Annotated in this window: 11 protein-coding genes and 1 tRNA gene; 3 read left to right on the top strand and 9 right to left on the bottom strand. The window is 62.7% G+C overall.

All coding sequences use genetic code 11. The features are described from left to right. Window positions 1–76 precede the first annotated feature (76 nt). Window positions 77–757 (top strand): ParA family protein, encoded by a 681-nt coding sequence (locus V1288_RS05825; protein ID WP_334356166.1) that lies wholly within the window; start codon window positions 77–79, stop codon window positions 755–757. A gap of 169 nt (window positions 758–926) precedes the next feature. Here V1288_RS05825 and V1288_RS05820 read toward each other — a convergent pair whose 3' ends face one another. Then, the gene (locus V1288_RS05820; protein ID WP_334356165.1) at window positions 927–1,064 is read right to left on the bottom strand and encodes a hypothetical protein; all 138 of its coding nucleotides are present in this window, start codon (window positions 1,062–1,064) and stop codon (window positions 927–929) included. Window positions 1,065–1,298: 234 nt separating this feature from the next. Between V1288_RS05820 and V1288_RS05815 the strand changes: the two genes are divergently transcribed. Beyond that, the gene (locus tag V1288_RS05815) at window positions 1,299–1,439 is read left to right on the top strand and encodes a hypothetical protein (RefSeq protein WP_334356164.1); all 141 of its coding nucleotides are present in this window, start codon (window positions 1,299–1,301) and stop codon (window positions 1,437–1,439) included. 47 nt (window positions 1,440–1,486) lie between these two features. Here the strand turns inward: V1288_RS05815 and dapA are convergent, their stop codons facing one another. The 3 genes from dapA to trxB form a co-directional block, all read right to left on the bottom strand. After that, a complete protein-coding gene (gene dapA / locus V1288_RS05810) occupies window positions 1,487–2,416 on the bottom strand; it encodes a 4-hydroxy-tetrahydrodipicolinate synthase (protein ID WP_334356163.1) in 930 nt (309 codons plus the stop codon). Between the two features lie 594 nt (window positions 2,417–3,010). After that, complete coding sequence (locus tag V1288_RS05805; protein WP_334356162.1) at window positions 3,011–3,934, bottom strand: LysR family transcriptional regulator; 924 nt, start codon at window positions 3,932–3,934, stop codon at window positions 3,011–3,013. A gap of 2 nt (window positions 3,935–3,936) precedes the next feature. Further along, window positions 3,937–4,902: a thioredoxin-disulfide reductase gene (trxB, locus tag V1288_RS05800; RefSeq protein ID WP_334356161.1), complete on the bottom strand. Its 966-nt coding sequence runs from the start codon at window positions 4,900–4,902 to the stop codon at window positions 3,937–3,939. Window positions 4,903–5,182: 280 nt separating this feature from the next. Here trxB and V1288_RS05795 point away from each other — a divergent pair, with 280 nt between their 5' ends. Beyond that, complete coding sequence (locus V1288_RS05795; protein ID WP_028350193.1) at window positions 5,183–5,662, top strand: Lrp/AsnC family transcriptional regulator; 480 nt, start codon at window positions 5,183–5,185, stop codon at window positions 5,660–5,662. A gap of 134 nt (window positions 5,663–5,796) precedes the next feature. On the opposite strand, the gene V1288_RS05790 is transcribed toward V1288_RS05795, so the two are convergent. The 5 genes from V1288_RS05790 to V1288_RS05770 form a co-directional block, all read right to left on the bottom strand. Continuing rightward, window positions 5,797–6,207: a DoxX family protein gene (locus V1288_RS05790; protein WP_334356160.1), complete on the bottom strand. Its 411-nt coding sequence runs from the start codon at window positions 6,205–6,207 to the stop codon at window positions 5,797–5,799. Between the two features lie 333 nt (window positions 6,208–6,540). Continuing rightward, window positions 6,541–7,014, bottom strand: a complete 474-nt coding sequence (gene greA / locus V1288_RS05785; protein ID WP_171583518.1) for a transcription elongation factor GreA — start codon at window positions 7,012–7,014, stop codon at window positions 6,541–6,543. Between the two features lie 228 nt (window positions 7,015–7,242). After that, window positions 7,243–10,707, bottom strand: coding sequence for a carbamoyl-phosphate synthase large subunit (gene carB / locus V1288_RS05780; protein WP_334356159.1), 3,465 nt, complete (start codon window positions 10,705–10,707; stop codon window positions 7,243–7,245). 275 nt (window positions 10,708–10,982) lie between these two features. Then, window positions 10,983–11,058, bottom strand: a tRNA-OTHER gene (locus tag V1288_RS05775). An 82-nt stretch (window positions 11,059–11,140) separates the two neighbouring features. After that, window positions 11,141–11,845: a class I SAM-dependent methyltransferase gene (locus V1288_RS05770; RefSeq protein WP_334356158.1), complete on the bottom strand. Its 705-nt coding sequence runs from the start codon at window positions 11,843–11,845 to the stop codon at window positions 11,141–11,143. Window positions 11,846–11,900 lie beyond the last annotated feature (55 nt).

The following is an 11,900-nucleotide window of genomic DNA, read 5'->3' as shown; positions in this document are numbered from 1 at the left end:
CGTCCCATAAATTTTTCTTTCGCGAATCAGCTCGCTGATTCATTTTCGGCTTCTGGGGTCAACTGGAGGCCAAGGTATGAACGTCATAGTTTTCGCTTCGCGTAAGGGGGGCTCGGGAAAGAGTACCCTGGCTGCTCACCTCGCTGCCCATGTTCACAAGGCAACGAAGCCCATCCTTCTGGTCGATGCCGACCCGCAGGGATCGCTTACGCTCTGGCATAAATTGCGCGGCACCAACGAACCGCCGATCAAGGCGGCGGTAAATTCCGTCAGCGGCATCGTCGCTGCCGCCAAGCGCGACGGCGTCGAATGGGTGTTCATCGACACGCCGCCTAACCTGTCGGCCGTCGTCGACGACGCGATCCGTAACGCCACGATGGTGATCATTCCGGCGCGACCGGGGGTGTTCGACGTCAACGCGGTGCAGGAAACGATTCAGACCTGCCGCTCGGCGCGCAAGCCCTACGCGGTCGTGGTCAACGGCGCACCCGCCGAACGTGACGGCGTCGAAAGCCGCATCGTCACCATCGCCCGCGAAGCGCTGGCGAAATTCCGCGCGCCGGTGTGGAGCGGCCAGATCACCAACCGCGCCGACCTGATCATGGCGCTGAGCCAGGGCGAAGGCGCCCGCGAATATTACGCGGAAGGCCGGGCTGCGGCGGAGATCTCCAGACTGTGGGGCGCGATCGAACGTTCGATCAAGGCGATCCGCGGAACGGCGTCCGGATCGGGTGCCATGCACAAGCAGGCGGCGTAACAACGCCGCTTTCTGTCTTTCTGGACTGACAAAGACGCGCGGCGCTCCGCGCGTTTTTCTTTTTGTGTGTATGTGTAGATCGTCATTCCGGGGCGATGCGAAGCATCGAACCCGGAATCTCGAGATTCCGGGTCTGGTCCTTCGGACCATCCCGGAATGACAGCTTCCCTTACGCCACCATCAGCACGTAGAACACGACGACCGGCGACAGCGTCAGGATCACCGACCAGATGCCGACTGCCCAGAGAATGTCTTCGGTGGAAAAACCCTGTTGTTCAGGAATGGTGTTGTTGTTTTCGAAATGCACGACGCGCCCCCGCGTTTTCCGTTGTTATGGCGACCTTGTTACGCGGCCAGCTTTAAGAAGCCGGTGGCGATTTCGCTTGCATTTGACCGCAGGTGCTACCGCCGATTAACCACCGCGGTATCCTGGTTAACGGCTGGTGAGCACGAACCGGCAACTTCGAGCCAAGACCCGGCCGCGACATTAAAATTTTATCGGTAGGTTTCTCCTCGAAGAACATCACGGGGGGAAATGAAAATGATCGCGCACGACAGGAAATATCCGGTCAGCGAGTACGCCCAGCGGGCGCACGACGTTCTCCTGGTGTCGTCGTTCGCCATCTGGGCGATGGTGCTCGGCTTCGCGCCGGTACTGACCTATCGCCTGCTGGTCAGCTAATCCGGCTGCTCCCTCTCGCCATCGAGACGGGAGGGAGCCGATCGCGCCTACGCCCGGCGCAGAAGCTGCGGCCTGCGCCGCTCGATTTCCTCGTCCAGCAACGCTGCGAGCTCCGCGCTCACTTCCACCATCGGCAGGCGAACCTCGGGGCTGTCGATCAGTCCGCCGCGCGCCAGCCAGTATTTGGCGGGCGCCGGGCTCGGCTCGGCGAACAACAGCCGGGTAAGTCCGGAGATTGCCTTCCAGCACGCCTGCGCGCCGCCGCGATCGCCCTGCTTCAGGAGCGTCCGCACCGAGGCGAACGCTTCGGTCTCCAGATGCGCCGACAGCAGGATCGCCCCGTCGGCGCCGTCGGTGAGCGCTTCGTGGTACAGCGCGTCTTCGCCGGTCAGCACGCCAAAATTGGGTGGCCGCCGACTTAGGAAATCGATCGACTGCGCGCGGTCGGCGCCGCAATCCTTCATGCCGGCGATGTTCGGATGCTGGGCGAGCTGCAGCAGCGTCTCGTTGGTGAGGCTGACACCGGTCCGGTAGGGGATGTTGTAGAGAACGATCGGCCACGCGGCGTGATCGGCGAGCGCGGTGAAATGCTGCACCAGGCCGCGCTGCGACGGGCGGATGTAATAGGGGCTCGCGATCAGATAGCCGTCGATCGGCCAGGCCGCCGTCTCATCCAGCGCATCCAGCAGCTTCGCGGTCGAAGCGCCGGACAGGCCCAGCAGGATCGGCAGGTGGCGCCGGCTCGCTGAAAGTTCGCTGCGCGTCACCGTCACCAGCCGCTCGAGTTCGCCCGTGCGGAGCGACATGCCTTCGCCCGACGTTGCCGCGAGAATGAAGCCATCGACCGGGCCGGCCGCATAGTGCCTGACGAGCCGGCGTAACGACGCCTCGTCGAGTTCGCCGTCGCGAAACGGCGTGATGAGCGGCAGCCACAGGCCCTGCAGGCGGCTTGCCAGATCGTTGGTCGGGTCGGTCATTGTTCCATCTCCTCTTGTCCACTTGGGGGTGAGCCGGAGACGGGACCAATAAAAAAACCCCGTCCAGACGGCGGGGCTTCGGGATCGTGTGTTGCGGCAGCCTAGCGCGCGCGTCGATCTCGGGTCCCCAGGTGGGGACCTTTTTTCGACGACAAAGCTGCGCACGAACGCGTGATCATGTGCGGATGATGGTGGCAGCGGACCCCGATGTCAATCGGCGCAGCAACATGACGTGTCGGTGAGGCTTGTCGATGAAAGGCTTGGACATGAAAAGACTTGGACATGAAAAGACTTGCAGACGAAAAAAAGCCGGGCCCAAAGAGCCCGGCTTGAGGTATTGGCCACGTGAGGCCGACACAATCACCTTCCAAGAGGGATTACTGAACTGCCGCGCCACTGGAGGAGGGGGACATATGCGCGACGCGACCGCTCAGCGTTCAAGTACTATGATCCTCATCCCTGCCGTGCGGCAACCGTCCGAGCCGCATGTCAGTCATGCGGTGAGCGGGCCCTCTATAAAATCAGCTAATCCGCATCGCGGGACGACGCGGTAGAATCCAGAGCTTCGGTTCTGATGCAATCAGAACCGGTGCTCTAGGACGGCCAGCGCTGCGCCTTGCTGACCACGAAATCGCGGAACACCTGCACCCGCGCCACCGTCTTCAACTCTTCGGGATAGACAAAATACGTATCGAGCTGGATCGAATCGGACTCGCCGAAGAGCTGGACCAGGCGACTGTTGTCCTCGACCAGATAGTCCGGCAGCGCGGCGATGCCGAGCCCCTGCTGGCAGGCGCGGACCAGTCCCAAGATGTTATTCACCTTGAAGTAGGCCTCGCGCGGGCCCGAGCCGTTGCGGCCGGCGTCGATCAGCCAGGCTCGGTTCTGCAGATGCGTCGGAACCTGCGCATCGCCGAGCATGATGATGCGGTGCGAGTCGAGATCGTCGAGGGTGCGCGGCGTGCCGAAGCGCTTGATGTATTCAGGCGAGCAATAGGCGTGGAAGCCGATCGAGAACAGCTTGCGCTGGATCAGGTCGGGCTGCGTCGGCTTGCGGGTCCGGATCGCCACGTCGGCCTCACGCATCGACAGATCGAGATCCTCGTCGGTGACGATCAGCGAGATGCGAATGTCAGGATAGAGCGCGGTGAACTCGTCGAGCCGCGGGATCAGCCAGTTGATGCCGAGCGCCGGAGGGGTGGTGATCTTGAGATCGCCGCTCGGCCGCTCGCGGCTGTCGGTGAGCTTGGCGCGCGCCGCCTGCAACTGCATGAACACGTCATGTGCGGTGCGGAACAGGAGATCGCCCTGTTCGGTGAGGATCAGCCCGCGGGCGTGGCGGTGGAATAGCGACACCGCGAGCTCCTGCTCCAGCGCGCTGACCTGCCGCGATACTGCCGATTGCGAAAGCCCGAGCTGTTCGCCGGCGTGGGTGAAGCTTCCCGCCTCTGCAGCCGCATGAAAGACTTTCAGCTTGTCCCAGTCCATGTCCGATGATCCGTCTCGCGTTCTAGGCATGATTATTCAGCCGCCGCGCGATCGCTCGCGCGCAAAGCCAGGAAACGTTCGGCCTCGAGGGCCGCCATACAGCCGAGGCCGGCGGCCGTGACCGCCTGCCGATAGGTTTCATCAGCCACGTCGCCGGCGGCGAACAGGCCGGGGATCGAGGTGGCGGTCGAGTTCGGTGCCACCTCGACATAGCCTGATGGTTTCAGCTTGATCTGGCCTTTGACGAGGTCGGTCGCCGGCGCGTGGCCGATGGCGATGAAGACCCCGTCGGCCGGCACCTCAGTCAGCGTGCCGGTCTTGACGTTCTTCAGGCGGACATGGGTGACCTTGCCGGGATTTTCGGTGCCGCAGATTTCGTCGATCGCGGAGTCCCAGACCACCTTGATCTTGGGGTTCTTGAACAGGCGATCCTGCAGGATGCGCTCGGCGCGGAAATGATCGCGGCGATGCACGATCGTCACGGTCGATGCAAAGTTGGTCAGGAACAGCGCTTCCTCGACCGCGGTATTGCCGCCGCCGACCACGATCACTTCCTTGCCGCGGTAGAAGAAGCCGTCGCAGGTCGCGCAGGCAGAAACGCCAAAGCCCTTGAATTTTTCTTCCGAGGCAATGCCGAGCCAGCGCGCCTGCGCGCCGGTGGCGAGGATTACGGTTTCCGCCAGATAGACGTCGCCGCTGTCGCAGGTCAGCCGAAACGGCCGCTGCGCCAGTTCGAGCTTGTTGACGAGATCGGTGACGATCTTGGTGCCGACATGCGCCGCCTGCTTCTCCATCTGCTCCATCAGCCAGGGGCCCTGGATGACGTCGGCGAAGCCCGGATAGTTTTCCACGTCGGTGGTGATGGTGAGTTGTCCGCCGGGCTGGATGCCTTGGATCAGCACCGGCTCCAGCATCGCGCGCGCCGCGTAGATCGCCGCGGCGTAACCGGCGGGGCCGGAACCGATAATGACGACCTTGGCATGGATAGGCGCGGGCATCGGCGGATCCCTCTCTTATTCGGGGGTTTGTTTATGACTGTGCAGAAAGCGCCCGGAGGAGGTCGCGGGGGCGCTGAAAGTGTCAAATCCAAGTCTAAGATATCTGGGTAGCTATGCAAGAATTGCAATTCATCCCAGCGAATTTTCCCCGGAACTGAAGTCACGATCGCGAAATGTGGCGCCGCACGCGCAATAAAATTGCGCAAGTCGCCCGGCGTGCGCTAAGAGAGTTGCCAGCAAGACCCACTTAACGCAGCCAGAATTAGGGAACCCGACGCGCGTGTCGAAGAATCTTGACGAAATCGATCTCAGAATCCTGGCCGAGATCCAGGCCGACGGCCGAATCACCAACGTCGAACTGGCCAAACGCGTCGGGATTTCGCCACCGCCCTGCCTGCGCCGGGTCCGCACACTGGAGGAGGAGGGCTATATCCAAGGTTACCGCGGTCTCTTGGATCCGCGCCGACTCGGCTTCGACGTCACTGTGTTCGCCTCCGTGCATTTGTCCAGCCAGGCGGATGCGGATTTGCGCGCGTTCGAGGATTTCGTTCGCGCCGAGCCCCTGGTGCGGGAATGCTGGATGCTGTCGGGCGAGGTGGATTTCATTTTGAAATGCGTCGCGCCCGACATGGCGACGTTCCAGGATTTCGTCACCCACCTGACCGCAGCGCCCCACGTCCGCAACGTCCGGACGTCGCTGGTGCTGCACAATTCGAAATACGAGGCGGCCGTGCCGCTCGATGTAAAGGTGGCGGGGTGAGTTTATTCACCCGCGTCATTGCGAGCGTAGCTTCGCAGGGTGGGCAAAGTGAAGCGTGCCCACCAGTTCTTTCGTGACCCGGAGTGGTGGGCACGGCGCGAGGGCGCGCCTTTGCCCACCCTACAAGTCTCAGCTTACTTCTTCCGCATCTCGTCGACGCTGTACGGCCCGCCGCCCGCGGTCGCCAGATAGAGACAGGCGAAGCAGAACAGGATCGCAAGGGTGCCGTTGTTGAGCAACGGCAGGAACACGGGCTTGGCGGCATCCCTGAACATATGTCCGAGGAAATAGGCGAATGCCATTTCACCGGACAGGATGAAGGCGCTGATGCGCGTGAACAGCCCGATCATCAAGAGCGCGCCTAGCACGAGCTCGAGCGTGCCCGCCACGACGATCAACGGAGGTATCTTGGCGAACATAGGTACGGCCGGAAAACCGAGAATCTTCGCGACGCCGTACTGAAACAGCAGCAGCCCGGTCATGAAGCGAAACAGGCTCAGTGCCGTCGGCTGCCATTTCGCGAGCATCCTGTCGATTTGGTCCATGTCATCGTCCCCCTTGTTTGGCACGCTAGAACTTAGCGTCATAACATTACACGGTGTTGGCCGATTGCGTGTGATGCCGACACAACACCCCCGAAATTGAATCATTCCCGTTGCGTGTCACCGGCTGACGGTCCTGCTGCGATTGCAGCGCAGCAGGACAGCTTCGGCTTAATCCCGCGCAGCGACCTTTTCCGATTGATTATAATATATAACCATTGTCGAAATCAGTACGCTGTAATCCCGCTGCTTCGCCACTCACAATCCTGTCAGTACGCAGCCAACAAAAAAGCCGCGTCGAAACGCGGCTTTGTCGCAACAGTAACTTGCAGGTGACTAGCGCCACTCGACCTTGGTGATCTCGTAGGCCTTGGCACCGCCCGGCGCCACGACTTCCACGGTCGAGCCCTTTTTCTTGCCGATCAGGGCGCGGGCCAGCGGCGAGGTGATGGAGATGCGGCCTTTCTTGGCGTCGGCTTCCGGCTCGCCCACGATCTGCCAAACTGCTTTCTTCTCGGTGTCTTCGTCGACCAGCGTGACGGTGGCGCCGAACTTGACGGTGTCGCCGGAGAGCTTAGAGATGTCGATAATGTCGGCGCGCGCGAGCTTGTCTTCGAGCTCGGCGATGCGGCCTTCATTGTGCGACTGCTCTTCCTTGGCGGCGTGATATTCCGCGTTCTCGGAAAGGTCCCCATGCGAGCGCGCCTCGGCGATATGCTCGATGATGCGCGGACGCTCCACCGACTGGCGCTGCTTCAACTCGACTTCCAGCGCGGCATAGCCGCTCGCGGTCATCGGAACCTTTTCCATCATCATTCTCTTCCGTCCTTCAGTCGTGCGAGCCGCCCGGGGCATTGCGCGCACGAGGCACTTTTTAGATTTCGATTCGGGCTTTCATGGCCCCCAACGCGAGCCCACCAGCCTATTAACTTCGTAATTTCGGCCCCTTTAGGGGCCGATTCAACGTCCGACGAGCGGTGAGTTCCAGCCATCCGGCTTTATTGCCAATCGTTTAGCGGGCTCCTGCCCAACTAACGATCAGTTTTCGGAAAAGTAGCTCTGCAGCGTGCGGACCTCAAGGTCCCCGCCCAGATAGGCGCGGATGCCCTGCGCGGCCGCCACGGCACCTGAAAGAGTGGTGTAATACGGCACTTTATGCAAGAGGGCAGCCCGCCGTAACGAACGGCTGTCGGCCAGCGCCTGCGGCCCCTCGGTGGTGTTGAACACGAGGTGAATATCGCCATTGGTGATGGCGTCGACGATATGCGGCCGTCCCTCCAGCACCTTGTTGACCTTCTCGGTCGGAATGCCGTTGTCGGTGAGGAAGCGCTGGGTGCCTGATGTCCCCATCACCTTGAAGCCAAGCGAGTGCAACAGGCGCACGGCTTCCGCGATGCGGTTCTTGTCGGTCTCGCGCACCGAGACGAACACCGTGCCCTTGCGCGGCACGCGGGTGCCGCCGCCGAGCTGGCTTTTTGCGAACGCCACCTCGAAGGAACGGTCGATGCCCATCACCTCGCCGGTCGAGCGCATCTCCGGACCGAGCACGGTATCGACGCCGGGGAAGCGTGCGAAGGGGAAGACGGACTCTTTCACGCCGACATGGCCGAGTTGCTTCTTCTTCAGCTTGAAATCGGCAAGCTTCTCGCCGGCCATGATCCGTGCGGCGATCTTCGCCACCGGCGTGCCGACCACCTTGGCGACGAACGGCACGGTGCGCGACGCCCGTGGATTGACCTCGAGCACGTAGATCTCGCCGTCCTTGATGGCATATTGCACGTTCATCAGGCCGACGACGTCGAGGCCAAGCGCCAGCTCGCGGGTCTGCCGCTCGAGCTCCTCGATCATCCTACCATCCAGCGAATGCGGCGGCAGCGAGCAGGCGGAATCGCCGGAGTGAATGCCGGCTTCCTCGATATGCTCCATGATGCCGACGATGAAAGTGTCCTGGCCGTCGCACAGGCAGTCGACGTCGATCTCGGTGGCGTCGGACAGATAGCGGTCGAACAGCAGCGGATTGGTGCCGAGCACGGTATTGATCTGGCCTGTCTTGTCGTTGGGATAGCGCGCCTTGACGTCACCCGGCACCAGCTCCGGCAAGGTGCCGAGCAGGTAATCGCTGAGCTGGGTTTCCTCGCGGATGATCTGCATCGCGCGGCCGCCCAGCACGTAGGAGGGGCGCACCACCAGCGGCAGGCCGAGATCGGCGGCCACCAGCCGCGCCTGCTCGACCGAATAGGCGATGCCGTTCTTGGGCTGCTTGAGACGAAGCTTGTCGAGCACGCGCTTGAAGCGGTCGCGGTCCTCGGCGAGGTCGATGGCGTCGGGCGAGGTGCCGAGGATCGGCACGTCGGCGGCTTCCAGCGCGCGTGCCAGCTTGAGCGGGGTCTGGCCGCCGAACTGCACGATCACGCCGTGCAGCGTGCCGTTCTGCCGTTCGGTGGCGATGATTTCCAGCACGTCCTCGGCGGTGAGCGGCTCGAAATAGAGCCGGTGGGCGGTGTCGTAGTCGGTCGACACCGTCTCCGGATTGCAGTTGACCATGATGGTCTCGTAGCCGGCGTCGGCGAGCGCGAAGCAGGCGTGGCAGCAGCAATAGTCGAATTCGATGCCCTGGCCGATCCGGTTCGGGCCGCCGCCGAGGATAACGACCTTCTTCTTGTCCGACGGCGCGCTTTCATCGGCGAGCTTGCCTGCGAACGGCGCCTCATAGGTCGAATACATGTAGGCGGTGGGCGAGGCGAATTCGGCGGCGCAGGTGTCGATGCGCTTGAAGACGGGGCGAATGCCGAGCGCGTGACGCTTTGCGGTGATCTCGGCCTCGGTGGATTCGGACAGCACGGCGAGCCGTGCGTCCGAAAAACCCATCGCCTTCAGCATGCGCATGCCGTAGCCGTTCGGCGGCAGGCCGTTCGCCTTGATCTTGGCTTCCATGTCGACGATGCCGCGCATCTCGCTGAGGAACCAGGGATCGATCTTGCAGGAATTGAAGATCTCTTCATTGGACCAGCCGAGCCGCATCGCCTGCGCCACCTGCAGGATGCGGTTCGGCGTCGGCGTGCCGAGCGCGGCGCGGATCGCGTTCTTGTCGTCGCCGCGCCCGAGCCCCTCGATCTCGATCTCGTCGAGCCCGGTCAGTCCGGTCTCGAGTCCGCGGAGCGCCTTCTGCAGGCTCTCCTGGAAGGTGCGGCCGATCGCCATCACTTCGCCGACCGACTTCATCGAGGTCGTCAGCGTGGTGGAGGCGCCGGGGAATTTCTCGAACGCAAAGCGCGGAACCTTGGTCACCACGTAATCGATTGTCGGCTCGAACGAGGCCGGCGTCGCGCCGCCGGTGATATCGTTGGCGATTTCATCGAGCGTGTAGCCGACTGCGAGCTTGGCGGCGACCTTGGCGATCGGAAAGCCGGTGGCTTTTGAGGCGAGCGCCGAGGAGCGCGACACGCGCGGGTTCATCTCGATCACCACCATGCGGCCGTCGTCGGGGTTGACGCCGAACTGCACGTTGGATCCGCCGGTCTCCACGCCGATCTCGCGCAGCACCGCCAGCGAGGCGTCGCGCATGATCTGGTATTCCTTGTCGGTCAGCGTCAGCGCCGGCGCCACCGTGATGGAATCGCCGGTGTGCACGCCCATCGGATCGAGGTTCTCGATCGAGCAGACGATGATGCAATTGTCCTTCTTGTCGCGCACCACCTCCATCTCGAACTCTTTCCAGCCGAGCACGGATTCCTCGATCAGCACTTCGTTGGTCGGGGAGGCGTCGAGGCCGCGTTCGATGATGTCGAGGAACTCTTCCTTGTTGTAGGCGATGCCGCCGCCGGTGCCGCCCATGGTGAAGGAGGGGCGGATGATCGCGGGCAGCCCGATTTCGGACAGCGCCATCAGCGCCTCGCCGAGCGCGTGCTCCTGGTAGCGCTTGCGGCGCTCGTTTTCGCCGAGCGTCCATTGCCGCTCGCACTCTTCCAGCGCCTCGCCCGACAGCTTCTCGCGTTCGGCGTGGTGCTGGTCGCGGTAGGACTTCTTCAGCGCCGAGGCATTGGCGAGCCGCGATTTCGGCGTCTGCAGGCCGATCTTCTCCATCGCGTTGCGGAAGAGCTGGCGATCCTCGGCCTTATCGATGGCGTCGGCGGTGGCGCCGATCATCTCGACGTCGAATTTGTCCAGCGTGCCCTGCCGGCGCAGCGACAGCGCGCAGTTCAGCGCGGTCTGGCCGCCCATGGTCGGCAGCAGCGCGAAGCCGCCCGGGATGACGTAGCGTTCGTTCTCGATGATTTTTGCGACGATTTCCGGGGTGATCGGCTCGATATAGGTCGCGTCCGCCAATTCCGGGTCGGTCATGATGGTGGCCGGATTGGAATTGACGAGGACGATGCGGTAGCCCTCTTCCTTCAGTGTCTTCACCGCCTGGGTGCCGGAATAGTCGAATTCGCAGGCCTGGCCGATCACGATGGGACCGGCGCCGATGATCAGGATGGTGGAGATATCTGTTCTTTTGGGCATCAGCTCTCAGACTGGATTTTGGGCACAAAAAAAGGGCGCGCAGCCGCGCGTCCCCTAAGCCAAGAGCGCGGGTCACCCTCGCGCGCGGGTGGTCTTTAGACCAGATTCCGCACCCGCGAAACCCCCAAAAACGGGCCATCAACGGGGAAATTCAGGGATTTGGCGCTCGGTCCGCCCTCGCTCTACGAGCACCCGCCTTCGCTCGGTGAGCTACCGCGTGCCAGGCCTTCTTCGGGACTGGCTTGCCGAGCCGAAGCTGCGTCAGCAGCGAAGGCTGGAGGCCCGGCCTGGATTTGAACCAGGATAAGGAGCATTGCACTGCTCCCGCGTTATCGCTTCCGCCACCGGGCCGCGGCGATCATTGCTCATCACGGCGCGGTGAACCACCCCTTACCGCGCCTTAGGGTTAACAACCTTAGCGCGCGCTTGGAACTCAGATGCGCTGGAGCGCGTGCCGCGCCACGAACGTCATCCGCCACGGGTTGTGGCCAATGTTGAGATGCGCGCGTGAGGCGGTAAAGCCGGCGGCGGCGAGTTTTTCGATCATCTCGTCCTCGCCGTAGCGCTGCAGCCCGACGCGGGTGCGCAGTTGCCGGTAGTCCGACAGCGCCGTGCTCGCGAGGCCATACAGGGCGTCTTTCAGGAAACCGTGGGTGGTTGCGAATTTCAACAGCGCCAGCACGTCTCTGGCCATGCCGACTTCGGGCCGCAGGATGTCGCCCAGCACCAGGCGGCCATTGGGCTTCAGCAGCCGGCGGGTGACGGCCAGCGCCGAATCCAGTTCGTGCGGCGTCATGTATTGCGCGACCGAATTCATGACGACGAGATCGATCGAGCTTTCCGCCATGCGCGTGAGATCCTCAAGCGAGCGGACGCGGATCTTGGTGTTCGGTGCAAAGCGCGCAATCAGCCGACCGCGGACGCCGGGGGCGGGTTCGGCCAGATAGAGCTGGGCACAGGCGTCCGCTACCCTCGCGGCCGACAGCGCCTCGCCGCAGGCATAGTCCAGCACGACAGAGTCGGGCGAGGAGATGTAACCGATGATGTCGCGCGCGATGATCTGGAAATGCAGGTCGCGATGCAGCTTGCTCGCATAAATCGTATGCGTTGAATCGTAATAGTCGATCCATTCATCCATGCTTGCGCGTCCGGCAAAAATCAGCGGGTTCCGGCACTGGAACCAGCCTGAAGGT

This window comes from Bradyrhizobium sp. AZCC 2176 (assembly GCF_036924645.1).
Lineage (GTDB): Bacteria > Pseudomonadota > Alphaproteobacteria > Rhizobiales > Xanthobacteraceae > Bradyrhizobium.
The sequence above is the reverse complement of the archived record's forward strand: the minus strand, read 5'-3'. Positions and strand labels throughout refer to the sequence as shown.

Coding starts and splice junctions, on each gene's coding strand:
- V1288_RS05815 (WP_334356164.1), top strand. CDS start 1,299: ATGATCGCGCACGACAGGAAATATCCGGTCAGCGAGTACGCCCAGCGG.
- V1288_RS05805 (WP_334356162.1), bottom strand. CDS start 3,934: ATGCCTAGAACGCGAGACGGATCATCGGACATGGACTGGGACAAGCTG.
- carB (WP_334356159.1), bottom strand. CDS start 10,707: ATGCCCAAAAGAACAGATATCTCCACCATCCTGATCATCGGCGCCGGT.
- V1288_RS05825 (WP_334356166.1), top strand. CDS start 77: ATGAACGTCATAGTTTTCGCTTCGCGTAAGGGGGGCTCGGGAAAGAGT.
- V1288_RS05790 (WP_334356160.1), bottom strand. CDS start 6,207: ATGGACCAAATCGACAGGATGCTCGCGAAATGGCAGCCGACGGCACTG.
- V1288_RS05770 (WP_334356158.1), bottom strand. CDS start 11,845: ATGGATGAATGGATCGACTATTACGATTCAACGCATACGATTTATGCG.
- dapA (WP_334356163.1), bottom strand. CDS start 2,416: ATGACCGACCCGACCAACGATCTGGCAAGCCGCCTGCAGGGCCTGTGG.
- greA (WP_171583518.1), bottom strand. CDS start 7,014: ATGGAAAAGGTTCCGATGACCGCGAGCGGCTATGCCGCGCTGGAAGTC.
- trxB (WP_334356161.1), bottom strand. CDS start 4,902: ATGCCCGCGCCTATCCATGCCAAGGTCGTCATTATCGGTTCCGGCCCC.